23 protein-coding genes are annotated in these 23,895 nt (G+C 66.6%); 9 read left to right on the top strand and 14 right to left on the bottom strand.

Annotated features, from left to right (window positions below; all coding sequences use genetic code 11):
• The first annotated feature begins 64 nt into the window (after positions 1-64).
• The 3 genes from ACSQ12_RS01045 to ACSQ12_RS01035 are packed head-to-tail and all read left to right on the top strand — an operon-like array spanning position 65 to position 3,018.
• A complete protein-coding gene (locus ACSQ12_RS01045; protein ID WP_436063981.1) occupies positions 65-1,039 on the top strand; it encodes an ROK family protein in 975 nt (324 codons plus the stop codon).
• Positions 1,036-1,722 carry an N-acetylmannosamine-6-phosphate 2-epimerase gene (locus tag ACSQ12_RS01040; protein WP_436063980.1) on the top strand — a complete coding sequence of 229 codons (687 nt, stop codon included), beginning with the start codon at positions 1,036-1,038 and terminating at the stop codon, positions 1,720-1,722. Before ACSQ12_RS01045 ends, ACSQ12_RS01040 begins: the two co-directional genes overlap by 4 nt.
• Before the next feature lie 33 nt (positions 1,723-1,755).
• Positions 1,756-3,018 carry an N-acetylglucosamine-6-phosphate deacetylase gene (locus ACSQ12_RS01035; protein WP_436063979.1) on the top strand — a complete coding sequence of 421 codons (1,263 nt, stop codon included), beginning with the start codon at positions 1,756-1,758 and terminating at the stop codon, positions 3,016-3,018.
• A 2-nt stretch (positions 3,019-3,020) separates the two neighbouring features.
• Here ACSQ12_RS01035 and ACSQ12_RS01030 read toward each other — a convergent pair whose 3' ends face one another.
• The 3 genes from ACSQ12_RS01030 to ACSQ12_RS01020 all read right to left on the bottom strand — a co-directional run bounded on the left by ACSQ12_RS01030 (position 3,021) and on the right by ACSQ12_RS01020 (position 5,458).
• Entirely contained in the window at positions 3,021-3,809 is a 789-nt protein-coding gene (locus tag ACSQ12_RS01030; protein ID WP_436063978.1) for a glucosamine-6-phosphate deaminase, read from the bottom strand.
• Positions 3,810-3,885: 76 nt separating this feature from the next.
• A complete protein-coding gene (locus ACSQ12_RS01025) occupies positions 3,886-4,611 on the bottom strand; it encodes a FadR/GntR family transcriptional regulator (RefSeq protein WP_436066901.1) in 726 nt (241 codons plus the stop codon).
• A 166-nt stretch (positions 4,612-4,777) separates the two neighbouring features.
• Complete coding sequence (locus tag ACSQ12_RS01020) at positions 4,778-5,458, bottom strand: hypothetical protein (protein WP_436063977.1); 681 nt, start codon at positions 5,456-5,458, stop codon at positions 4,778-4,780.
• A 254-nt stretch (positions 5,459-5,712) separates the two neighbouring features.
• On the opposite strand from ACSQ12_RS01020, the gene ACSQ12_RS01015 reads away from it, so the two are divergent.
• From ACSQ12_RS01015 to ACSQ12_RS01005, 3 genes are all read left to right on the top strand, one after another.
• A complete protein-coding gene (locus ACSQ12_RS01015) occupies positions 5,713-6,531 on the top strand; it encodes an A/G-specific adenine glycosylase (RefSeq protein WP_436063976.1) in 819 nt (272 codons plus the stop codon).
• Positions 6,532-6,597: 66 nt separating this feature from the next.
• On the top strand, positions 6,598-7,032 hold the full coding sequence (locus tag ACSQ12_RS01010; protein WP_436063975.1) for a DUF3592 domain-containing protein: 435 nt from the start codon (positions 6,598-6,600) through the stop codon (positions 7,030-7,032).
• A 69-nt stretch (positions 7,033-7,101) separates the two neighbouring features.
• Positions 7,102-7,599 carry a hypothetical protein gene (locus ACSQ12_RS01005; RefSeq protein WP_436063974.1) on the top strand — a complete coding sequence of 166 codons (498 nt, stop codon included), beginning with the start codon at positions 7,102-7,104 and terminating at the stop codon, positions 7,597-7,599.
• A gap of 45 nt (positions 7,600-7,644) precedes the next feature.
• On the opposite strand, the gene dhaM is transcribed toward ACSQ12_RS01005, so the two are convergent.
• The 9 genes from dhaM to lysS form a co-directional block, all read right to left on the bottom strand.
• The gene (gene dhaM / locus ACSQ12_RS01000; protein ID WP_436063973.1) at positions 7,645-8,319 is read right to left on the bottom strand and encodes a dihydroxyacetone kinase phosphoryl donor subunit DhaM; all 675 of its coding nucleotides are present in this window, start codon (positions 8,317-8,319) and stop codon (positions 7,645-7,647) included.
• Entirely contained in the window at positions 8,316-8,948 is a 633-nt protein-coding gene (gene dhaL / locus ACSQ12_RS00995; RefSeq protein WP_209741658.1) for a dihydroxyacetone kinase subunit DhaL, read from the bottom strand. Before dhaL ends, dhaM begins: the two co-directional genes overlap by 4 nt.
• Positions 8,949-8,950: 2 nt before the next feature.
• The gene (dhaK, locus tag ACSQ12_RS00990) at positions 8,951-9,952 is read right to left on the bottom strand and encodes a dihydroxyacetone kinase subunit DhaK (protein ID WP_436063972.1); all 1,002 of its coding nucleotides are present in this window, start codon (positions 9,950-9,952) and stop codon (positions 8,951-8,953) included.
• A 466-nt stretch (positions 9,953-10,418) separates the two neighbouring features.
• Positions 10,419-10,928, bottom strand: coding sequence for an amino-acid N-acetyltransferase (locus ACSQ12_RS00985; RefSeq protein ID WP_011690041.1), 510 nt, complete (start codon positions 10,926-10,928; stop codon positions 10,419-10,421).
• Between the two features lie 26 nt (positions 10,929-10,954).
• Positions 10,955-13,096, bottom strand: coding sequence for a prolyl oligopeptidase family serine peptidase (locus ACSQ12_RS00980; RefSeq protein ID WP_436063971.1), 2,142 nt, complete (start codon positions 13,094-13,096; stop codon positions 10,955-10,957).
• Positions 13,097-13,400: 304 nt separating this feature from the next.
• On the bottom strand, positions 13,401-15,893 hold the full coding sequence (locus ACSQ12_RS00975) for an ATP-dependent Clp protease ATP-binding subunit (protein WP_011690039.1): 2,493 nt from the start codon (positions 15,891-15,893) through the stop codon (positions 13,401-13,403).
• A 370-nt stretch (positions 15,894-16,263) separates the two neighbouring features.
• Positions 16,264-16,590, bottom strand: coding sequence for a histone-like nucleoid-structuring protein Lsr2 (locus ACSQ12_RS00970; RefSeq protein WP_436063970.1), 327 nt, complete (start codon positions 16,588-16,590; stop codon positions 16,264-16,266).
• Between the two features lie 136 nt (positions 16,591-16,726).
• On the bottom strand, positions 16,727-16,945 hold the full coding sequence (locus ACSQ12_RS00965) for a hypothetical protein (RefSeq protein WP_436063969.1): 219 nt from the start codon (positions 16,943-16,945) through the stop codon (positions 16,727-16,729).
• A 2-nt stretch (positions 16,946-16,947) separates the two neighbouring features.
• Positions 16,948-18,480: a lysine--tRNA ligase gene (gene lysS, locus ACSQ12_RS00960; protein ID WP_436063968.1), complete on the bottom strand. Its 1,533-nt coding sequence runs from the start codon at positions 18,478-18,480 to the stop codon at positions 16,948-16,950.
• Positions 18,481-18,650: 170 nt separating this feature from the next.
• Between lysS and ACSQ12_RS00955 the strand changes: the two genes are divergently transcribed.
• The 3 genes from ACSQ12_RS00955 (at position 18,651) to ACSQ12_RS00945 (ending at position 21,364) form a co-directional block, all read left to right on the top strand.
• Entirely contained in the window at positions 18,651-19,562 is a 912-nt protein-coding gene (locus ACSQ12_RS00955) for an alpha/beta fold hydrolase (protein ID WP_436063967.1), read from the top strand.
• Between the two features lie 26 nt (positions 19,563-19,588).
• A complete protein-coding gene (locus tag ACSQ12_RS00950) occupies positions 19,589-20,443 on the top strand; it encodes an alpha/beta fold hydrolase (RefSeq protein WP_436066900.1) in 855 nt (284 codons plus the stop codon).
• 84 nt (positions 20,444-20,527) lie between these two features.
• Positions 20,528-21,364: an alpha/beta fold hydrolase gene (locus ACSQ12_RS00945; protein WP_209741663.1), complete on the top strand. Its 837-nt coding sequence runs from the start codon at positions 20,528-20,530 to the stop codon at positions 21,362-21,364.
• Between the two features lie 14 nt (positions 21,365-21,378).
• Here the strand turns inward: ACSQ12_RS00945 and ACSQ12_RS00940 are convergent, their stop codons facing one another.
• Entirely contained in the window at positions 21,379-22,863 is a 1,485-nt protein-coding gene (locus ACSQ12_RS00940; protein ID WP_436063966.1) for an MDR family MFS transporter, read from the bottom strand.
• Between the two features lie 102 nt (positions 22,864-22,965).
• On the bottom strand, positions 22,966-23,895 hold the full coding sequence (locus ACSQ12_RS00935) for a 4-phosphopantoate--beta-alanine ligase (protein WP_436063965.1): 930 nt from the start codon (positions 23,893-23,895) through the stop codon (positions 22,966-22,968).

The following is a 23,895-nucleotide window of genomic DNA, read 5'->3' as shown; positions in this document are numbered from 1 at the left end:
GATCGAGCCTGCCGGGGTCCCGGTTTCGACCATGCTCAACACCGGAACGTATGTGAGGAAAGAAATGCAGTACGCAATCGGCGTTGACCTGGGCGGCACCAAGACTGCTGCCGGGGTTGTTTCGGAGGCCGGGGAGGTGCTGTTTTCGGAGACCATTCCGACGCTGAACCGCGACGGCGGCGAGGCAATCCTCAACGCGACGGCGGCGCTGGTTTCCGGGCTCATGTCCCGGGCCACGGCCAATAGCCTTGGGATTGTCGGAGTGGGCGTTGGTTCGGCCGGTGTCATTGATGCCGGGCGCGGTGTGGTGGTGTCAGCAACGGATGCCATCCTGGGCTGGGCCGGGACTGAGCTGGCGGCGGGGCTCGCCGGCCGGCTTGGCCTCACCCCGGAGTCGGTTCGTGCCGTTAACGATGTCCACGCGCATGCGCTTGGCGAGTCCTGGACCGGGGCGGCAGCCGAAACCGCCAGTTCGTTGCTGGTGGCCTTCGGCACAGGGGTCGGCGGCAGCTTCGTCCTGGCCGGCAGTCCGGTCCTGGGTCACCGCTACGTGGCCGGCCATGTGGGCCACCTTGCGTCCCCTTTCGCGTACAGCCGCGGCCGCGCCCTGCCGTGCGTCTGTGGAAGGGCCGGCCATGTTGAAGCGATCGCGTCCGGGCCGGCGATCCGCGAGGCCTATGTGCGCCTCGGCGGGTCCCCCGACGTCCCGGACACCCGTGCGGTTTTCGCTTTGGCGCACGACGGCGATGCTGCCGCCACCACAGCGGTCAGGGACGCCGCCGTCGCTGCCGGGCAGGCGGTGGGCGGCCTTGCCAATGTCCTGGATCCTGAACTCGTGGTCGTTTCCGGCGGTCTGGCCGACGCCGGCGAACTATGGTGGAAGCCGATGGAAGCCGCCCTCCGGACTGAACTGCTGGCCCCGCTCGCGGGGCTGCCGGTCCGCCCGGCCGCCCTGGGCAACACTGCTGCCGTGATCGGCGCCGCCAGCCTTGTCCTCACCCCGCCCAGCTCCGTTGACGACCTCCGGGAGACACTTTGATCCTCACGCCACAGGGCCTTGCTGCCCTCCGTTCACAGCTGGTCGTCTCCTGCCAGGCCTACCCCGGGGAGCCCATGCGGGACCCCCGCACCACCGGCCAGGTTGCCGCATCAGCGGTGGCAGGCGGGGCTGCCGCGGTCCGGGTCCAGGGGCTGGCGGATGTCCAGTTCACCCGCGCCGCCGTCGAAGTTCCCGTCATCGGGCTCTGGAAGGACGGCCACGACGGCGTGTTCATCACCCCCACGCTTCGCCACGCGCTGGCCGTGGCGAACGCCGGCGCCCATGTGGTGGCCCTGGACGGCACGCGCCGCGAGCGCCCGGACGGGCTCTCCCTCGCGCAGACGATCGCCGGCATCCGTGGCGAATCCCACGCGCTGGTGATGGCCGACTGCGGTTCCCTGGACGACGCCGCCGCCGCTGTGGACGCGGGGGCCGACCTGGTGGGCACCACCCTGGCCGGTTACACGGGCGAGCGCCCGAAGACGGCGGGCCCCGACCTTGCCCTGCTGGAGCAGATCGCCTCCGCGGAGCTCGGCAGGCCGCTGATCGCGGAAGGGCGGATCCACACACCTGCCCAGGCCCGCCAGGCGCTCGAGGCCGGTGCTTTCGCCGTCGTCGTCGGAACCGCCATCACCCATCCGGCCACCATCACCGGCTGGTTCTCCGACGCCCTGCGTTCCTGATCCTGAACCACCCCTGCACTGAAAGCGGCACACGTGACCCCGGCAGACCTGTCCTCTTCAACTCCCCGCCAGCCGGCCGAAAGCCGGACCTTCGTCCTGGCAGGAACGGTGCTCTCCGACGGGCGCGCCCTGCCGGACCACATAGTGGCCGTCGTTGGTAGCCGGATTACGTTCGCCGGCCCCCGGAGCTCCTTTGACGCCGCGGACTACCCCGGGGCGGTGGAACTGGAGGTGCCCGCCGGGGGCTTCATTCTGCCGGGTCTGGTGGACTTGCACTGTCACGGGGCGGCGGGCGGAGACTTCCCCGGCGGTGACGAGGACGCTTGCCGCACGGCAGTGGACTTCCTGCACCGCCACGGCACCACCACGCTTCTTGCCAGTCTTGTCACGGCCTCCCGTGACGACCTTCTCACAGGGATCAGGTCCCTTCGCGTGCTCGCCGGCGAGGGCCTCATCGCGGGCATCCATTCGGAGGGCCCGTTCCTGTCCACGGCCCGGTGCGGTGCGCAGAATCCCGACTGGCTTCGGCACCCCAACCTGGCCCTGACGGCCGAAATGCTGGAGGTAGCCGGCGGTTCGCTGAAAAGCATGACCTACGCCCCGGAACTGCCCGGTGCCAAGGACCTGGTTAGCCTGCTAGCGCAGCATGGTGTCACACCGTCACTTGGCCACACCGATGCGGACCCAAGCACCGCGGCATCCTCCCTCGAACACGCTGCGGAATCCCTGGCGGCCGCTCCCGGCTCCTGGGCCGGCACGCGGCCCACCGTGACGCATCTTTTCAACGGCATGCCGCCGCTCCACCACCGGAATCCGGGACCGGCATCGGCCTGCCTGCGCCTGGCGCGCGCCGGAACCGCCGCCGTCGAACTCATCGCCGACGGCGTCCACCTGTCGCCTGAGACAGTGCACATGGTGTTCGAACTTGTGGGAGCGGAAAACGTTGTGCTGGTCACCGACTCGATGGCCGCAACCGGCCTCCCGGACGGGGACTACGCCCTGGGCCCGGCGTCCGTTTCGGTCCGGGACTCCGTCGCCACCCTGCAAAGCAATGGAGCGCTTGCCGGCGGCACGGCGACCATGCTTGATGTGGTGCGCCGGACCGTCGCCGCCGGTGTATCGGCTGCCGACGCCGCCGCTTCCGCGAGCTGCGTGCCGGCCGGAATCCTGGGAATGGACCATGAAATCGGCAGCGTTCGGCCCGGCATGCGTGCCGACCTCCTCGCTGTGGACGCGGAATTCGGTCTGCTCACGGTGCTGCGGGCCGGGACACTGCTCGGTCCCGCCGCAGCCTGACCCTAGCCGGTAGCGCCCGCTCCTGCAGCGCCGGCCCCGACAGCCACCGGAACTGCGGTCCCGGGCGTCGTTACGCGTCCCATCAGGGCAGCCGCACCTTCGTCCGCGATCACCGTCACGTGCGGATGGTGCTGGAGGACGGAGGCCGGGCAGTCGGCCGATACGGGTCCGGTCAATGCCCGGTGCAGGATTTGCGCCTTATCCGCTCCATGCACAACCAGCAGGAGCTGCCGTGCCTCAAGAATTGTGCCGAGGCCCTGCGTGATGCACCGCTCCGGCACGTCCCGTGGCGAGTCGAAGTAGCGTGCATTCGCCTGGCGGGTTCGTTCTGCAAGGACTTCTACCCTGGTGCGGGAATCGAGTGCGGACCCGGGCTCGTTGAAGGCCAGGTGGCCGTTGTGGCCGATGCCCAGCAGCTGGATGTCGATCCCGCCGCAGGCCGCGATGGCCGCTTCGTAGTCGCTGGCGGCACGCTCGGGTTCCGCTGCACTTCCGTCCGGGACGAACACGTTGGCCGGGTCAAGCCCGAGCCTCCCGGTGACTTCGCGGCGGACAACTTCGGCATAGCTTTCCGGGTGGCCCGCCGGCAGGCCGACGTACTCATCCAGGGCGAAGCACCGGATGCGTGACATCTCCAGTCCGTATCCGGCAAGGGAGCGGTAGACCGGCAACGGCGATCCGCCCGTGGCCACTCCCAGCACGGCGTCCGGATTGCTTCGGATCACGGCGGCCAGGAATCCCGCGCCAACTGCTCCGGCGGCCGCGGCGTCCTGAACTGTGAAGAATTCCATGCTTAAGGGCTCTTTTCCTTGCTGGGTCCGGCCTGGGAGGCTGGTCTAATGGTGGTTGTGACGCCGGCTGGCAGGCCTAGCGGGCTGCGACTGTCCTGAGTTTTCCGCGGATGCCGTCGAAGTGGCGCTGCAGGCGTTCGGAGGCCAGCGCCTTGTCGCCCGCCGCCACGGCGTGGTAAATGTCGGCGTGGTCCCGAACCTGTTTGCCCAGGTCCACAGGTCCGGGGCCCAGCTCCAGGTGAATTTGACGGTAAACCTTCCAAAAAACGTCCATCAGGTTCATCAGGAGATCGTTGCGGAGCGGAGCAAATAGCCGGCGGTGGAATTCGGCGTCGTGGATAAACAAGGGTTCCCCCTTGGCTGCCGCGTCCTCCATTGCAGCCAAGGCGCTGCGGAGATCGTCCCGCTGCGCAGCGGTCATCAGGTCCATGGCCGAACCGATCAGGCCGGATTCCAGGGCCTGGCGCACGTCGACGAGTTCCATCGCCTCATCGCCCCGGTGGCGCAGGGAAAGCTTCCCCCGGAAGGCAAGTCCGTCCGCCAGGGCGTGGAAGTTATTGGGAGCCACGAACGTGCCGAAGCCGTGGCGGATCTCGATGACGCCGAGCGCCTGCAGCACCTTCAGCGACTCCCTGATGGTATTGCGTCCCACGCCCAGGATCGCGGACAGCTCGCCTTCAGTCGGGAGAGCGTCGCCCACATCGAGTCCCTGCTCCAGGATGAGCTCCATGATCCGCGTCTGCAGGGCGTGCGATCGCAGCTGCGCGCTGAAGCGGGCGGATGACACTTCTTGCGGGGCCATTGTCACGGCTGTCTCCTCGGAGTCCGACCTGCCGCTGAAGCAGGACTGACTTCATTCTACTGGAGATGGGACGTCCCTTGTCCTATTTAGTGACAAAAGTTTGCGTCCGTCCGACGACCGGAGTGCGTCGTCGGGACCGGAGGGGGTGCGGACTGAAAAGTGGCGCCTAAAGCAACTGGAAGACGGCCTTGGAGCTGGACTTGGTGCCCAGCCGCGCGACGAACATGTAATACGCCCCGCCGGCGCCGGGCTTCGCGGATACGGCGCCGCAGCCGGGAACGCTGCGGTTGCGCTGCCACGGGAAGTTGGCTGTCTCGCTTTGGCCCGGAGCGATGGTCTTTACGAGGTCCCCGCTCTCAACCTGGCAGTCAACCGAAGAGAAAATGCGGTCGGAGCCGCTGGTGACGGTGTACTCCATCTGGGACGTGCCCAGATTCACCTCGCACGCCACTTTTCCGCCGTTGGTGACTTTCAAGCTGAGCAGGGGGTTTTCACCCGCTGCGTAGGCAGCCTTATCGGTGGAAGCAGAGACGGTGACCAGGGTCTGGTCGCACGTGGGCGTCGCCGGAGTGCTGGGCGTGGCGGACGCGGAGGGCGTGGCTTCAGGCTTGGCGCCCTGCCCGTCAGATCCGTTCCGGTCAGTGGAAGAAGCCTGCTCGGAGGATCGCATGGCCCCGGACACGGCTGCGAAGCCTCCCAGCGCCACCGAGGCAACGAGAAGCAGCACCAGGCCAACGAACAGCCTGCGACGGCGGTAGACGGCCTTCAGCGGAGGCCGTCCCGCCTGCCGGCCGGGGGTGCCCTTCGGTTTCGGAGCGTTCTTTCCTGAAGTGCCTTGCCTGACCATCCTTCTAGGCTAGAGAACGCCGGGCGCATTAGGGCACCACCACGCCGGGAGGCGGACCGCTGGCCAGTATCCACTACAGTATTTGCATCGAAGCCTTAGCCGCACCCACTGCCCTGCCCCCGGCGAGTCGCCCCGCATTACCGCCGCTTGCCGCCCTCCACGACGCCCTTGACGCCTGGTTCGGGACCAACGCCAGGGACCTGCCGTGGCGTGACCCCGAGTGCTCCCCCTGGGGTGTCCTGGTCAGCGAGATCATGCTCCAGCAGACACCCGTTGTCCGGGTCCTGCCCGTCTGGGAAGACTGGCTCCGCCGCTGGCCGTCTCCGGCGCACCTGGCAGCCGAGGCCTCCGGCGAGGCTGTCCGGCACTGGGGCAGGCTTGGCTATCCGCGGCGGGCCCTGCGCCTGCATGCGGCCGCCGTCGCCATCGTGGAAAAGCACGACGGCGGCGTGCCGGGAACGTACGACGCACTGCTGGAACTCCCCGGGGTGGGCAGCTACACGGCGGCCGCCGTCGCCGCCTTCGCCTTCGGCCGCCGCGAAACCGTGGTGGACACCAACATCCGCCGCGTCCACGCACGGCTCTTTTCCGGCACTGCGCTGCCCTCGCAGTCGCTGACAGCAGCCGAAATGCGGCTGGCCGCCGAACTGCTGCCGGCCGACGTCGGACTCTCCGTCCGCTGGAACGCGTCGGTCATGGAGCTGGGGGCACTGGTCTGCACGGCGAGGGCGCCGAAGTGCGGTGAGTGCCCGGTGCGGGGGGCGTGCGCGTGGCTGGCGGCCGGCGAGCCGCCGCCGTCGTACACCCCGAAGGGCCAGTCCTGGCACGGCACCGACCGGCAGGTCCGGGGAGCCGTGATGGCCGTCCTCCGGCTGGCGGACGCGCCGGTGGCTCCGGAAATTTTCCATCAGCCCGCCGCGGACCTTGGCTTCGAAGCCGAAGGCATCGGCATCCCGCTGGCAGCGCTACACCGGCTGAATTCCGCGCCCGAGCAGTTGGAGCGCGCCCTGGCCGGGCTGGTCAGCGACGGCCTGGCGGAACTCCACCCGGCCGGCCTGAGGCTGCCCGCCTGAAGGCCGTCCGGAATGTGAAGCGGAGCAGGCAGTGGCATACTGCTTGCTGACGCGAAAGGGAGAACCGTGAAAACCGTGCTGTACATCGTCTGGGCCGTGTTCGTCGTCGCGGCCGCCGTGTCGATCACCGTGGCGGTGCGTAGGGGCAAACGCCTGGAGAAGCTCGCCGAACAGTGGCCAAGAGTCCAGGCGACCGTGACCGGCAGCAAAGCCGGATGGTCCAGCGCCGCTGGCTCCTCCGGGTCGCGCCACCGCCTCTACCGCCCCACCTACCGCTTCGCCGACCCGCACGGAACCCTGTACTTCGGGGAGTCGGATGTCCCGTTCCGCACCGAGCCGGCGCCCGGTTCCACCGTGGACGTGGCCTACAACCCGGCGGATCCGAACCAGTCCATCCACCAGGCATCCAAGGAGAAGGCCGGCATGGGCTGCATGATCGCCTTCTTTGCCGTCTTCGCCGTGGCCTCTTTCCTGTTCATCGGCGTCTTTCCGGTCAGCTAGCGTCCGGCGTTGCCGCCCATCCGCCCGGTAGCCTCTGGCGGCGCAGCCCGGACGGATCTACGCTGAAGCATGCGCAGCTTGGGCGTATTTTTGGTAGCTGTCACCACGTCGCTGATCCCGTCCGCGTGCCTGCCCGAGGCAGTGCCGTGCCCGGCAATCGCGCAGGCGCCGGTGGTGGCGCTGACTGTGGCGGCCAGCTATGCAGCCACGGTCAAGGCCATCCACCTGAAGGCCTGCCAGGACGGCACATGCCGGGAAGCGGACCTCGAACTGATGCCCGGCAGCACTGCTGTCGACCAGGGCTGCGAGCCCTCGGCGGGGCCGGACGGCACGTGTTCCGCAACGTCCTCGCCGGACGGCACCCTCAGGGGCATGCTGATGATGGATGTCCTGACCGAATCGCGCATTGACGCCACAGCCACCGGCACCTCGACGGCGGGCATTCCGTTGCCTGAGCGGACGCTGAGCTTCATGCCCAGGGCGGAGTACCCGTACGGAGAGCACTGCGGGAAGTTCATCACAGCCACCGTGCTGCTGGATGCCGACGGGCTCCGGCAGGCCGGCTGACGGCGGGACCGTCCGGCGCGGCCGGACCTCCCGCCGCCGGTGCCCTCAGGGCTCCCCGAACCCCGCTTCCACCAGGCCGCCGACGTACTTCACGGCCCTGGCCGCGTCCGGACCCCAGGCCTCGACGTGGAGGATGGATCCCTTGCCTGCGCCCAGGGTCATCAGGCCGGTCATGGAAGCGCCATCCATACCGTTGACCGTCACCTCAGCATCCAGGCCTGCCAGTCCCCCGGCGATCTTCGCTGCGGGCCGGGCATGCATGCCGGCCTGGTTGACCAGCTCGAAATCGCCCGTGGCTTCGGGGGGTCCCAGCGTCTCCGCCTCGGCAGGCGCCTCCGCCGCAGGTGCGCGGCGGACCGCTTCGGCGGCCTGCTTCACTCCCGTGGCGTCCGCTCCCGACTGAGCGGCGACCGCTGCAGCCACCAGCCCCTCGACCAGCGGAGCATCGGCCAACAGGACAGTGTCCGGATCCGGCAGGAACTCCACCGCCGATTCGGCCGTCATCACGGCGGAGCCGAGGTCCGTAAGCACCACGATGCCGTCTTCGCCGGCCGCCTGGTCCAGGGCGGCCATGACCTTTTCAAGGCTGGTGCCGATCCTGCCGTCGTCGGTACCGCCCGCCGGGAGGATCACGACGTCGGGTGCCATTTGGGCGGCCAGCTCCGCCGCGCCGTCGGCGATCTTTTCGCTATGGGACACCACCACGAGGCTGACCGTCATCCGGCCGCACCGGCCGCGGCGCGCAAGATGAGTGCGGTGGAAACTGCGCCGGGGTCCCGGTGGCCGGCGCTGCGTTCGCCGAGGTAGCTGGCGCGCCCTTTGCGGGCGATGAGCGGATCAGTGGCAACGGCACCCGCTTCGGCGGCTTCCGCGGCCGCCAGGAGGACCTTGAGGACATCCCCGTCCCCCGCAGCGGCCTGCGCTGCCGCGGCGTCGACGGCGGGCGTCCAGGCGTCCACCATCGTTTTATCGCCGGATTCGGCCTTCCCCCGGGCCACAACGCCGTCACGGGCGGCCTGGATGGCAGCGGCGAGCGCGGCGGGATCGATGTCCTCCGTATCGCCCAACGATGTGGAGGCACGCAGGAAAGCCGTGCCGTAGAGGGGCCCGGCCGCTCCGCCCACTTTGGACATCAGTGCCATGGCCGTGAGTTTCAAGGCAGCTCCCGGGGTGGCGGGCGGCGCTTCGGCGAGTTTCTCCATCACCGCCTTGAAGCCGCGGTCCATGTTTTCGCCGTGGTCGGAATCCCCGATGGCGCGGTCCAGCTCAATCAGTTCCACCCGGTGGTCCGCCATCGCCTGCGCGGAAAGGGTCAGCCACCTTACGGCCCAGTCAACGTCCAGCCCCACGGTCAGACGCCCCAGCGCAGCGCGGCGGTGTGGACCGGGGCGTCCCAGAGGCTGGTCAGTTCATCGTCGAGCCGCAGCACGGTGATGGAGCAGCCCTGCATCTCCAGGGAGGTGATGTAGTTGCCCACCAGGGAGCGCTCCACCGTGACGCCTTTCTCCGCGAGCACCTGTGCTGCACGGCGGTAGACGATATAGAGCTCGCTTTGCGGCGTCCCGCCCATGCCGTTCACGAACAGGAGCACCTTCTCGCCGGAGGCAATGCCCAGGTCGGACAGGATGGGTTCCAGGAGGCGGTCGGTGATGCCGTCGGCGTTTTCCATCGGGATCCGGTGCCGTCCGGGCTCCCCGTGGATCCCGATGCCGATTTCGATTTCGTTCTCTTCCAGGTCAAAGCTGGGCACCCCTGCGTGCGGGACCGTACAGGCGGACAGCGCGACGCCCATGCTGCGGACGTTTTGGTTGACCCGGTCCCCGATGGCGGCGACAGCATCCAGGTCATCCCCGCGTTCGGCAGCCGCACCGGCGATCTTCTCCACCAGGACGGTACCGCCCACGCCGCGCCGACCTGCCGTGTACAGCGAGTCCTCCACGGCGACGTCGTCGTTCACCAGTACGGTGCGGACCTGCACGCCTTCGGCCTCCGCCATTTCGGCGGCCGTTTCGAAATTCAGGACGTCGCCCGTGTAGTTCTTGACGATGTGGACGACGCCGGCACCCGAGTTTACGGCGAGCGTCGCGGGAATGATCTGATCAGGCGTGGGCGAAGTGAAGACTGCACCCGGCACCGCGGCGTCAAGCATTCCCAGCCCGACGAACCCGCCGTGAAGCGGTTCGTGGCCGCTGCCGCCGCCGCTGACAAGGCCCACTTTCCCGGCCACGGGGGCGTCCTTCCGGGTAATGAATTTCGGCTCGGCGCTCACGGTCACAATGTCCGCATGCGCAAGGCCGAAGCCTTCCACGGACTCGTCTACTACAGCGCGGGGATCGTTGATCAGCTTCTTCATTGGAGTGCTCCCTGGAGTGACCTGGCGGCTTTGTCTTGACCCTACTACCGCGGCCGTGGCAACGGTAGCGCCCTGTCGAATCGTCCGGCGAATGCCCGGCCTAAAAGGGCAAAACGAAAGGGACAGCCCCCAATTGACTGTCCCTTTCCTTTCCTGTCTTGGATCCCCCCGGCCTGGCTCAGCGGTTTCCCCAGGAGCCCGGGAGAAGATCCGGCCACGCGGCGGCGCCGATATGGAATACCGACGCCTCACGGCACCGGCCCGGAGGATCGTTCCGGGCCGGATCCGCAGGAAGATCCATTTGGAACGCCGAAAAATCCGGAAAAATGGCGTATTCGCGCATTTCTGTCCTTTGAAGTGGTTTCGGGATTCGGGTACTACCAGGCAACCGTGATTAATTTTATACATCGATTCGATATATGGGAAGAGCCAGAAGTCAGGCATAATCCGCAAGGCGGGGAAAGGCCTACAGGAACCTGATCATGCGCGTATTGCCCAGGGTGTTGGGCTTGACCCGCGCGAGGTCCAGAAACTCAGCCACACCTTCGTCATGCGAACGCAGCAACTCGGAATAGACCACCGGGTCCACCGCCGTCTGGTCCGCCATCACATCGAAGCCGTGCTTCTTGAAGAAGTCCACTTCGAAGGTCAGGCAGAACACACGCGAAACGCCCAGCGCCCTGGCTTCCTCCAGGAGGCTTTCCACCAGGACGTGTCCCACACCCTTGCCGCGCCATGCATCGGAGGCCGCCAGGGTTCGCACCTCGGCCAGGTCCTCCCACATGACGTGCAGGGCGCCGCAGCCGATCACCTCGCCGTCGGCCGACTCCGCGATCCGGAACTCCTGCAGGCTTTCGTAGTACGCCACCGTCTCCTTGGCCATGAGGATCCTCTTGTCCGCCAGCGGGGCCACGAGGCGCTTGATGGCAGCTACATCGCTGGTGCGGGCAGGGCGGATGCGGAAGGTCTCAGTCACAGCCCCATCTTACGAGCCGGGGGTACCTAGAGCCCCAGTTCAGCGGGCAAAGGCGCGTCCTGGTCCAGCACATTCTTCGCCAGGAAGTGCTCGACGACCCCGTACCAGACCTTGGCGTGCTGCGGCTGCAGGATCCAGTGGTTCTCGTCCGGGTAGTAGAGGAAGCGATGCGGTGTCCGGCCGTTGCCGTCGGCCGCCAGCTGCGATTTGGACAGGAGTTCGTACCAGAGCCGCAGCCCCTCGCCAATGGGCACGCGGTAGTCCTTGTCACCGTGGATCACCAGCATGGGGGTGCTGATCTTCTCGACGTGCAGGTGGGGCGAATTCGCCAGTGCCATCTCGGCCGTCATTTCCTTCAGCCAGTACTGCGAGGCGTCAGTGGTGGGGCCGAACTGGTCAAGGGCCCATAGGCTGGCATGGGTGACGATCGCGTTGAAGCGGTCCGTCTGCCCCGCCACCCAGTTGGCCATGTATCCACCGAAGGAGCCGCCCATGGCAGCCGTCCGCGACGCATCAATGTCCGGGCGCTCCACCACGACGTCCGTGATTTTCATGAGGTCCGTAAATGGCGCCCGGCCCCACTCTCCCCAGCCACGCTGAATGTAGGACTGGCCGTACCCGGTGGACAGGGCGGGATCCGGCAGGAGGACGGCATAACCCTTGGCCACCAAGAGCCACGGGTTCCAGCGCCACGTCCACGCATTCCAGGAGCCCAGGGGTCCGCCGTGGATCCAGAGCAGCAGCGGCGCCTGGTTCCGGGCAGAGGCACCCTCCGGCAGCGCAAGGTAGGCGGGAATCCGGGCGCCATCGGCGGCAGTCGCCTCCATGCGCTCCAGTGATCCCTGGATGCGGGGGCGCTCGGCGGGAGCCTGGAGCCTGGTGACCTGTCCGCTCGCCAGGTCGATCCGTACCGCCTCGGGCGGAAATTCGTACGAGCTCCGCAGAGCGTAGGCGCTCAATCCGTCCGGTGAAACCACGACGTCGGTATATGCCGCAGCGTCGAGCGTCACGCGGGTGACTTCGTCGTCGCCGGCCGCTCCGCCGGCCCCTCCCCCGGCCCCGGCGGGAGTGATGCGGAAGACCGGGGAGGCGCCGTCGTCGTCGGCCGTTACCAGGAGGGCAGAGGCGTCCGGCAACCACGCAGCTTTGATGGCCCAGCGGTCCCATTCAGGGGCCAGCGGCCTGAGGTTTGCTTCCGGCTCCCCCGGCGCACTGACGTCCAGGAGATGGAGCTTGACCTGCGGAGCCTGGCGGGGAGTGGTGTCGGATTCGCTCAGCACCACGAGCGTACGGTTGTCGGGGCTCACCGGTCCCGCGAAGTAGCTCATGCCTTCCCGGTCCAGCAGGACCTTGTGTGTTGCGGTGGCCACGTCAATAGCCACCAGGACGGAGCGTGAGTCCGCTTTGGCGAGTGGCTTGTCGAAGCTGGTGTAGATCGTCCTCCCGTCGGGGCTGACCACCGAGTCCGCGTTGCGCAGCATGCCGGCTGCCTCCGGCGTGAGGTTCCGGAGCTTCAGCGGTGCGGCCGCGTCAACCGTCGCCGGTTTGCCGGGATCCTTGTCCTCCCCCGGCTCAACGGCGAAGATACGCGGCTGGTCCGGCCCCAGGTCGGCATCCCAGTACCGCACCGGGTAGCCGCTGTGAAGGATCGCGGACACCTTGTTGTCCTTGCGGCTCTTCCGCCGAGCCTCATCCGCTTCCTCGTCGGCGGAACCTGCCAGCACGGACGCCGTGACGAAGGCGGCGTCCGAGTCCCGTGCAGTGATCACGTGGCTGATCCCGCCGGTGCGCGACAGGACCACGCGGGCTTCGCCGCCGTCCGCCGGCAGTTGCCAGAGGGCGCTGACGGGGTCGTCATCCGGGCTATCGGGATCGGGGCGGGCCGATGTGAAGTAGAGGTCCCCCGTGGCGGCAAAGGCCGCGCCGGCCTCGCCCTTGGCGCTCCGGGTGATCCGGCGGGCGTGCTTCTCCCCCGCGGGGTCCAGCTCCCACAGGGCAGTGACATACTCCGTGCCCTTGCCGTTCAGCGTGGAGACGGTGGTCACCAGGCGCTGCCCGTCCGGGCTCAACGCCAGCCCGCTCACCCGGGGTATGGCGAGGTAGTGGTCAATGTCGTGAAAAGGGGTCGCCGGTTGTTCGCTCAGGATCGCTGAGTCCTCAGAAGCCATGAAAAGATTCAACACCGACTGTGGGCCGGATCACAGCAAGTTCACTACTAGTGAAACAATGCTCTCAGAACCCACACGCCAAAGCGGAAGGCGACGGCGCAGGCGTGCGTTTGGCGCAACGGTGCTGGGGCGCTGCCGCGCTGCCGGTCAGGCATTTGTGTAGGCGCCGCCTAAGGGAGGAACGACCGAAGCGCCGGCAAATGTCTCGGCCGTCAGCGCCGGACCCAGCCACGGGACCGGAACCCAGGGAAACGCAAAAGCCCGCCCACTCCTTCCGGAGCAGACGGGCCTTGGCGGTGATGCTCTAGACGCTCGGAGCGATTTCCGGGATGCGCGGCTTGGCGTTTCCTTCGAAGGTGAACTTGGCGTCGTCGCCTTCGCCGTCCACATCCACCACTACGATGTCGCCCGCGTGGATCTCTCCGAAGAGGATCTTCTCGGACAGCTGGTCCTCGATCTCGCGCTGGATGGTGCGGCGCAGCGGCCGTGCACCCATTGCGGGATCGTAGCCGCGGGTTGCCAGCAGGACCTTGGCAGCCTTGGTGAGCTCGATGCCCATGTCCTTGTCCTTGAGGCGCTTCTCCAAGCGGCTCACGAACAGGTCCACGATCTCGATGATCTCGTCCTGGGTCAGCTGCGGGAACACCACAACGTCGTCAACACGGTTCAGGAACTCGGGGCGGAAGTGCTGCTTGAGCTCTTCAGTGACCCGGGCGCGCATCCGGTTGTACCCGGTCTGCGTGTCCGTGCCGGACTGGAAGCCCGTGGCAACGCTCTTGGAGATGTCCCGCGTTCCGAGGTTGGTGGTCATGATGATCACGGTGTTCTTGAAGTCCACCACGCGGCCCTGGGAGTCGGTCAGGCGGCCGTCTTCCAGGATCTGCAGCAGTGAGTTGAAGAGGTCCGCGTGGGCCTTCTCCACTTCATCGAACAGCACCACGGAGAACGGACGGCGGCGGACCTTCTCAGTCAGCTGCCCGCCTTCTTCGTAGCCGACGTAGCCCGGAGGCGCACCGAAGAGGCGCGACACCGTGTGCTTCTCGGAGTATTCGGACATGTCCAGGGTGATGAGGGCGTCCTCTTCACCGAACAGGAACTCCGCGAGGGCCTTGGCGAGCTCGGTCTTGCCGACGCCGGTGGGGCCGGCGAAGATAAACGAGCCGCCCGGACGCTTCGGGTCCTTCAGGCCTGCACGGGTGCGCCGGATGGCCTGGGACAGGGCCTTGATGGCCTCGTTCTGGCCAACGACGCGCTTGTGCAGTTCGTCTTCCATCTTCAGCAGGCGCGAGGACTCCTCCTCGGTCAGCTTGAAGACCGGAATGCCGGTGGAGTTTGCCAGCACCTCGGCGATGAGATCCTCATCAACCTCGGAGATGTCATCCATGCCGCCGGTCTTCCAGTGGCGTTCCTTCTCGGCCCGCTCGGCAATGAGCTTCTGCTCCTTGTCGCGCAGCGAGGCGGCGCCTTCGAAGTCCTGCGCGTCAATCGCGGACTCCTTCTCCATCTTGAGTTCGGCGATGCGCTCGTCCATGGCCTTCAGCTCCGGCGGAGCGGTCATCCGGCGGATGCGCAGGCGCGCACCGGCTTCATCGATGAGGTCAATCGCCTTGTCCGGCAGGAACCGGTCCGAGATGTAGCGTTCGGACAGGTTGGCCGCGGAGGCGAGGGCGCCGTCGGTGATGGTTACCCGGTGGTGGGCCTCATAGCGGTCACGCAGGCCCTTGAGGATCTCGATCGCGTGAGCCACCGAGGGTTCCTTGACCTGGATCGGCTGGAAGCGGCGCTCGAGCGCTGCGTCCTTTTCGATGTGCTTGCGGTACTCGTCCAGCGTGGTGGCACCGATGGTCTGGAGCTCGCCGCGCGCCAGCATCGGCTTCAGGATGGATGCGGCATCGATGGCACCTTCGGCCGCACCCGCACCCACCAGGGTGTGGATTTCGTCGATGAACAGGATGATGTCGCCGCGGGTGCGGATCTCCTTGAGGACCTTCTTCAGGCGCTCTTCGAAGTCACCGCGGTAGCGGGAGCCTGCCACCAGGGACCCAAGGTCCAGCGTGTAGAGCTGCTTGTCCTTGATGGTCTCCGGGACGTCCCCGCGGACGATCGCCTGGGCGAGTCCTTCGACGACGGCTGTCTTGCCGACGCCGGGCTCGCCGATGAGGACGGGGTTGTTCTTGGTGCGCCGGGAAAGGACCTGCATGACGCGTTCCATTTCCTGTTCACGTCCGATGACCGGATCCAGTTTGTTCTCGCGCGCAGCCTGGGTCAGGTTGCGGCCGAACTGGTCCAGGACCACGGAACCGGCGGGAGTACCCTCCGGCTGGCCGGCGCCGACGCCTGCGCCGGTGGTCTCCTTGCCCTGGTAACCCGAGAGCAGCTGGATCACCTGCTGGCGGACGCGGTTGAGGTCCGCTCCGAGCTTCACGAGCACCTGGGCGGCCACGCCTTCACCCTCGCGGATGAGCCCCAGCAGGATATGCTCCGTGCCGATGTAGTTATGGCCCAGCTGCAGGGCTTCGCGGAGCGAAAGCTCCAGCACCTTCTTGGCGCGCGGGGTGAAAGGGATATGGCCGGACGGGGCCTGCTGGCCCTGGCCGATGATCTCCTGCACCTGCTCGCGCACGCCGTCGAGCGAAATGCTCAAGGACTCCAGAGCTTTGGCGGCAACGCCCTCACCCTCATGGATCAGACCCAAGAGGATGTGTTCGGTACCGATGTAATTGTGGTTCAGCATGCGTGCCTCTTCTTGGGCAAGCACAACTACGCGACGGGCACGGTCCGTAAATCGCTCAAACATTTCGCCACACTCCTAGCTACGACGTACTTTGATGCTACGTGGCAGACCCGCACTTGTGGAGCGTGTTCGCCACAGGGGAAACCCGGGTCAGGTTCCCGGGGTTGACGCCACCTGCCGTCGGAGGTTCCGGCCCGCGCGCTCCCGGAGCGTATTGGCTATGTTGCGGGCCAGGAATCCGGCCATCGGCGGGCCCCAATTGCACCGCGCCGGCCCGGAACTTGTCCCCCGGCCAGTTTCCCGCCGCAATACCCCCGGAATAACCGCCGCCGTTTTACCCTGGCTGCGCCGCACTGCCGGGCGGGCTATTCAAATGGCAATGCCCCCGCCGATTGGCAGGGGCATTGCTTTTCCACGCAAAACTGCGGCAGTGCTAGGAATTTGCCTTCTGGTAGGCTTCCTGAATTTCAGCCTGGATGCGGCCGCGGCTGTTAACCGCGTAGCCATTCTCCCTGGCCCACTGACGAATCTGTGCAGAGTCCTGATTACGGCCGCCCGAGACCTTGGTGCGGGTGGCGCGGCCGGTGGACGTCTTACGTGCGCTTGAAACAAACCGGTCCAGTGAGGAGCGGAGTTCTGCAGCATTGGCAGCCGACAGGTCAATTTCGTAGCTGACGCCGTCAAGGCCAAATCGGACAGTTTCGTCCGCGGTTCCCCCATCCAGATCATCGACAAGGATGATTTTCACTTTCTGTGCCATATAAATTCTCTCTTTTGGAAAGGACGGGTATTCAGAAAAGCAGGATGTATCTGTAAAAAGTATCCCCCGGTTTATGGCAACGCGTCAAAGCGGCAAAAGGTTCCTGTGAATGGTGGGAAGGAATATACAGGGAGTATTAGTTTGTTCCGTTGCCGTTGCCGTTGCCGGCATTCGTTCCCGTATTTGGCGCACCATTCGGTCCGGGCTTGGATTCGGCGGCACTGGCGTCAGCTTCGGCCTGGGCGCGCGCTTCAGCCTGGCGCTCCGATTTGTCCGCATTGAAGATGGACTTCATGGCAAACCAGAACAGCAAACCGACCACAAGGGACGGCAGGAGGACTGCGACGTACTCCACGGTCAGTGTCCTTCGGGCTTCAGGAGCGGGAAAAGGATGGTCTCGCGGATGCCGGCCCCGGTGAACAGCATCACCAGGCGGTCAATGCCCAGCCCGATGCCGCCCATGGGCGGGGCGCCGTACTCCAGCGCCCGGAGGAAATCCTCATCCAACTGCATGGCCTCGACGTCTCCGGCCGCTGCATGCATTGACTGTTCGGTGAGGCGTTCCCGCTGGATCACGGGGTCGATCAGCTCCGAAAAGGCCGTGCCGCGTTCCATGCCGCCGATGATCAGGTCCCAGGCCTCGATCAGGCGGTCGTCATTGCGGTGCTGGCGTGCCAGCGGCTGGGCGGAGGGCGGGTAGTCGTAGACGAACGTGGGGTTCAGCAGGGTGGGTTCCACGATTTCGCCGAACAGTTCAACGGCCAGCTTTTCGGCATCCCACTTCGGATCCACCTTGACGTCGTGCTTGGCCGCCACAACCCGCAGTTCCTCCACCGTGGTGTCCGGTGTGATTTCCTGTCCCACGGCGTCGGAGAGTCCGGGGTAGACGGCCAGCCAGGTCCATTCGCCGTCGAGGTTGATCTCCCCGGCTTCGGTCTGGATGGTGCGGCCCACACCGGCGGCGTCAGCGGCGTCGAGGATGATCTCCTTGATACGGTCCGCCATGACGAACTGGTCGGCCCAGGCTTCGTAGCATTCCAGCGTGGTGAATTCCGGGCTGTGCGTGGAGTCCACGCCCTCGTTGCGGAACACCCGGCCCATGTCGTACACGCGGTCGATACCGCCCACCACGGCGCGCTTGAGGTACAGCTCGGTGGCGATGCGCAGGGTCATCTTCTGGTCGAAGGCGTTCATGTGGGTCTCGAACGGCCGGGCCAGGGCACCGCCGTGGACCAGTTGGAGCATCGGGGTTTCCACCTCGACGTAGTTGCGGCGGTGCAGGCTTTCCCGGATGGAACGGGTGATCGCGGCGCGGGTGTAGACCATCTCGCGGGCTTCATCACGGACCATCAGGTCCACATAGCGCTGGCGAACGCGGGTTTCCTCGTTCAGGCCGGCGTGCAGCACCGGCAGCGGGCGCAGCGCCTTGGACGCCATGGACCAGGAATCGGCCATCACTGACAGCTCGCCGCGGCGGGAGGAAATGACCTCACCCTTGATGAAGACGTGGTCGCCCAAGTCAACCAGGGCCTTCCATTCGGCCAGGGACTCTTCGCCCACGTTGGCAAGGCTCAGCATGGCCTGCAGGCGTGTGCCCTTACCGTCCGTGCCGCCCTCCTGGAGCGTGGCGAAGCAGAGCTTGCCGGTGTTCCGGATGAATACGATGCGGCCGGTGACGCCCACAATGTCTCCGGTGGTCTCGTCGGCCTCAAGGTGCGCGTACTTCTCCCGGATCTCGCTCAGGGAATGCGTGCGTTCAACACCCACCGGATAGGCCTCGACGCCGCGCTCAATCAGCTTGGCGCGCTTCTCCATGCGAATGCGCATCTGCTCGCTGGCGTCCGCCGGTTCGGCAGCATTGGTCGGGGTGGGGGTGTTTTGGGAAGTCACAATCCCTAAGTTTACCGGGAGTTCCCCGGCATGTTTTCCGGCCACCCATGATCCGGCCCACCCGGGAGTTTTTGTCCAGATAATGGCTCCAAAGTGACACTTATCCCCCATTATCTGGACAAAAACTCCTAGCGGAAGGAGGCTGCGGGGAGAGGAATAGACTCGGGGCTGTGGAAACTCGGACGATTGGCACGGACGACGGCGACGGCCACCTTGAGCTGCACTCTTTCGGTAGCGGCGGGAACAGCGCCGGGCAACCCGGCGTCGTCGTCATTCACGGAACGCTGGTAACCGACGCACTGTACCGGCCGTTCGCGATGAAGATCGCACGCCTGCTGGGGAGGCCGGTGCATACCTATAACCGCCGAGGGCGCGGCGGTTCCTCGGGCCAGCCCGGAGACTACTCGGTGGCGACGGAGATCAGCGACCTCCGTGACGTCATGCGGGCAACCGGCTCCACGGACGTGGTGGCCCACAGCTACGGCGGCTTCGTGGCCCTGCAGGCGGCCCGGACGGAGCCGATCCGCCGGCTCGTTACCTATGACGCCGCGGTTTCCCTCTCCGGCAGCCTGAGCCGGCGGTGGCGGCCGGAACTTGAACACTCCATGGCGGCGGGACAGCTTGACCACGCGTGGGCGCACCTGGTCCAGGGCCTGGAAACAGCCGGGCCGGTTTCCAAACTCCCGCTCGGTGCCCTGCGGATGCTGAGCATCCTGTCCGCCCGGACCCGCCTTGGCGCCGAAATGCGTCAGCTGCTGCCTACCGCCGTCGTCGAAATGCGGGCCGTACTGGACGCGGACGCCGAGCTGGCGGACTTCGCCGGTGTCACCACACCCACCCTGATGCTCAGCGGAGGCTGGAGCCCGCCGTACTTCGCCGAGACCGGCCGCCTGCTCGCGGAGGCAGTCCCGAGCATCGACTTCGCCCTGGTTCCCGGGCAGCTGCACGAGGGCCCGCTCCGCCCCGGGCACCGCCTGGCCCTCACCACCGCGCGGTTCCTGGCCAACGACGCCGGCCTGCGGGTCCAGCGCATCCGCGCCGCCCGGTTCCCGCAGGGCAGCCGTTTTAGGATGGGCCAGTGAAGGAAATCCGGGAACGTGAGGCAACAGTGAAGCAGCGGGCCATCGCAACGGACGACGGCGGGCGGCTGGCTTTGTACAGTTACGGAACCGTGGATGCCCCCGGCGAGCGCCGGGTTGTGGTGATCGGCGGAGCCTTCCTCACGGCACTGATCTACCGGCCGTTTTCCGAGGCGCTGTCCAAGGGCCTCGGCGACGGCTGGGCGGTGGACGTCTACGACCGGCGCGGCCGCGGCGATTCCACGCCGCAGCCTGCGGACTACTCCATGGCCACCGAGATCGCCGATGTCAGGACCATCATGGATGCCACCGGCGCCCGCAACCTTTTCGGGCACAGTCTGGGCGGCTCCGTGGCGCTCAATGCGGTGCAGGAGTTCGTCGGCACCGCACACCAGCCCGACAAGCTTGCGGTCTATGACGCTGCAGTAAACATCGACGGCAGCGTGGATACGTCCTGGCTGGACAGTTTTGAACGCTCGGTCAACGAGGGAAACGTCCCGCACGCCCTGGCCAAACTCAAGAAAGGCATGCAGCCCGGCACGGCCATGGCCAGGATTCCGGAGCCGGTCCTCGCCGGGCTGATGGCGCTGGTGTCGCGGACCAAGGTGAACCGGCTCTTCAAAGAGGTCATGCCCAGCGGCGTGGGCGAGCTCAAGGCGGTGTTTGATGAAGCCGACCACGTCCGGGATTTTTCCGTCCTCCCGCCGAACACCAGGTTCATGGTCGGCTCCAAAAGTCCCCGGTACTACAAGGTGACAGCCGAACTGCTGCACCGCGCCGTTCCCGGAAGCGCCCTCCAGGTCTCACCCAAGTGCGTCCACGCCTCCATTCCCGCGGCAGTTAAGGAACTGGTCGAGGACATCTCCTCCTACTACAAGGGCTGACGCACGCTACTACAAGGGCTGACGCACGTTCCTGCCGGCCCCCTGCTGCTGTGCGGTTCCTGCCGCCCCGGGTAGGCTCGGAACATGACGCGCGAGAACATCAAAACACCCGACGGCGGAACGCTGGAGCTCTACACCACGGGAGCCGAACTGGCTTCGGCGGGCTCGGGCGTCGTCGTCGTTCAGGCCTCAATGGTCACCGCAGCGGACTACACGCGCTTTGCCCAGAAGCTGAGCGCATCGCTGGGCCGCCCGGTGCACACGTTCAACCGTCGTGGGCGGGGCGCATCGTCCGCGCAGCCGAACGACTACACGCTGGATGTTGACATCCGGGACCTGGACACCGTGATGAGGCACACGGCCAGCACGGACGTGTTCGGCCACAGCTTCGGCGGCGCAGTTGCGCTCCACGCCGCACGGACCCTCCCGGTGGAACGCCTGGCAGTCTACGATCCCGCCGTCTCCGTGAACCACAGCGTCAAGGCCGACTGGATCGCCGAATACGAACGCGCCACCGCGGCCGGTGACGACGACCGCGCCCTCGCAGTGCTGCTCCGGGGACTCGAGACGGGCGGGGCCCTGTCCTCACGGATGCCCCTCTCCATGCTGACCCTGGCCAACAAGCTCACCGCCGGAACGCCGGTGGGCAAGCAGCAGCGCGAATTGATGACGACCGGGGTCCGGGAGATCAAGGCGATCATCGCTGCGGACATGCCTGCCGAACCGTTCCTGGCATTGCCGCTGGAAACCCTCATTATTGTGGGCGAGAAGAGCCCGGCCTACTTCGGGATAGCGTGCGGCCAGATCCACGACGTCCTGTCCGGTTCGAGCTACACCATCCTGCCCGGGGCCGGCCACGACGGCGTCAACCGCGCGCCGGACAAGCTGATCACCGAACTCAGCGAGTTCTTCGCCGGCTGACCCCGCTTGGGGTGTTAGTGGGCTGCAGGCACGGGGTGTTCCGCGCCTGCGGTCTTGCGCATCATGGCGGAAAGTACGACGGCGGCCACGGCTATGATCGCGGCCGTGAGGAACGCTGCGTGCATGCCGGCGACAACGCCTGATCCGGCGGCCACTACCGCGTAGATAGAAACCAGGAGCGCGGTTCCGGCGGCACCGGCCACCTGCTGGAGCGTGCTCATGATGGCCGATCCGTGCGAGTAGAGGTGCGGCGGCAGCGGGTTGAGTCCGGTGGTGAACGCCGGCGTGAACAGGAGTGCCAGGCCCAGGCTGAGGACCACGTGCAGCGTCACGATCCACCAGACGGCCGTTTCCGCGTTCAGCATGGAGAACTGCCAGAGGGACAGCACCATCATGACGGAGCCGGTGACGGTCAGGGGAAGCGGGCCCACTTTGTCGAAGACCCGGCCGATGAACGGGCCCAGCAGGCCCATGGCCAGGCCTCCGGGCAGGAGCGCCAGGCCGGTCTCCAGGGATTTCAGGCCGCGGATTTCCTGCAGGTACAGCGGGAGCAGGATCACGGCGCCGAAGAGCGCGATCATGGCCACCACCAGGAGCAGCACGGAAACGGTGAACATGCGGAAGTTGAACGCACGCAGGTCCAGCAGCGGTCCTTCGGACTTCTGGAGCTTCAGCTGGCGGAAGACGAACGCCGTCATGGCCACCAGGCCGATGGCCAGCGCAGCCACGGCAGTGGTGCCGGGACCGCTTTGTCCGCCATGGCCTCCGCCGATCTGGCTGAGCCCGTACACCAGTCCGCCGAAGGCGGGAACAGTCAACAGCACGGACAGGATGTCCAGCCGGGTCTTCTCGGTTTCGCCGATGTTGGTGAGGTAGCGGGCTCCGATGGCGAAGGCGGCCAGGGCGATGGGCAGGACGAACACAAACATAAAGCGCCACGTGAAGTGCTCAAGGATCAGCCCGGACACGGTGGGGCCCATGGCCGGTGCCACCGAAATGGCGATGCTCACGTTGCCCATGACGGCGCCGCGCCGCTCGATCGGGACCAGCGTCAGGATGGTGGTCATCAGGAGCGGGAGCATGATGGCTGTACCGCCGGCCTGGACGATGCGGGCCAGGAGGAGGACTTCGAATCCCGGAGCCAGCGCGGCAAGGAGCGTGCCGCCCGAGAACAGTCCCATGGCAAGCATAAAAACGGCCCGGGTGGACAACCGCTGCAGGATGAATCCGGTGGTGGGGATGACCACGGCCATGGTGAGCATAAAACCGGTGGACAGCCACTGCACCGTGGGAGCGTCGACACCAAGGTCCACCATGAGCCGCTGGAGGGCGACGTTCATGATGGTTTCGTTGAGGATCACCACGAAGGTGGCAACGAGCAGGGTGACGATGATGGTGACCGACTCGCGGGACATCTTCACCGGGCCTGCCGCCGGCGCCTTCACAGCGGCAGTGGCCACGGGGTCGCCGGGGGCGTTGGAAGAGACGTCTGTAGACATGGGGATTCCCTTAGGGAGATGTGAAGTGATTTCCGGCGAGCATCGTCGCTGCAGATTCCAACAGTCTATCCCCCGGGGTAATTCCCGTCACTGGAAAAAACCTCAGGAACTGAGTGGCACGTTGTCAATGAGCCGGACCGGCCCCACCTTCGCCGCAATGATGGCCAGGCCTTCGCCGCGGAACGGGGTTTCCTTGCAGTTCTCGGCCAGGGGCTCAAGGGTCTCCGGGTCCACCACGTCGAAGTAGTCCAGTCCCACCAGGGGCTGGGATTCAACGAGGGCCTGGGCGGATTCCAGGTCCAGTGGCTCGTGGGCGTTGGCGCGCTCCTCGAGGAGCCTCAGCGCCCGGGACAGCACCAGGGCAGCCTCGCGTTCCTCCCCGGACAGGAACCTGTTCCGGCTGCTCAACGCCAGCCCGTCGGCGGAGCGGACCGTGGGAACAGCCACGATCTCGACGGGGAAGTTCAGGTCCGCCACCATGCGCCGCACCAGCGTCAGCTGCTGGGCGTCCTTTTGGCCGAAGTAGGCGCGGTACGCCGGCAGGCCCGCACCGGCGCCGGTCACGAAGGCGCCTCCGCCGGGGAGCCCGGTCCCGGGGATGCCGTAGTGCAGCAGCTTGGCCACCACCGTGAGTGCACCGTCGAAGTGGCCGGGGCGGGATGCGCCTTCCCATTTCCCGGCCAGCCGGCCCGCCGTCACCCGGACCAGGGGCTCGCCGCCCGGGTAGACCTCCTCCACGGAAGGTGCGAACACCAGGTCCACGCCCTCGGCGTCCAGGAGTTCCATGTCCGCCTCGAGGGTGCGGGGGTAGCGGTCCAGGTCCACGGCCTCGCCGAACTGCAGGGGATTGACGAAGATGCTGGCCACCACAACGTCGTTTTGTTCGACGGCGGTGCGCGCCAGCCTGGCGTGGCCTTCGTGCAGTGCGCCCATGGTGGGAACGAGGCCCTGCGACGAGCCCTGTTTCTCCGTCAGCAGCCGCGCGCTTTCGGCCCGCAGCTGCGCCGCGGTGGTCACGAGTTTGATCGCCAA

This window comes from Arthrobacter sp. LjRoot14 (genome assembly GCF_964253905.1).
In the GTDB taxonomy this organism is placed as follows: Bacteria; Actinomycetota; Actinomycetes; order Actinomycetales; family Micrococcaceae; genus Arthrobacter.
Note: the sequence above shows the minus strand (reverse complement) of the source record. Positions and strands in the feature narration are given on the sequence as shown.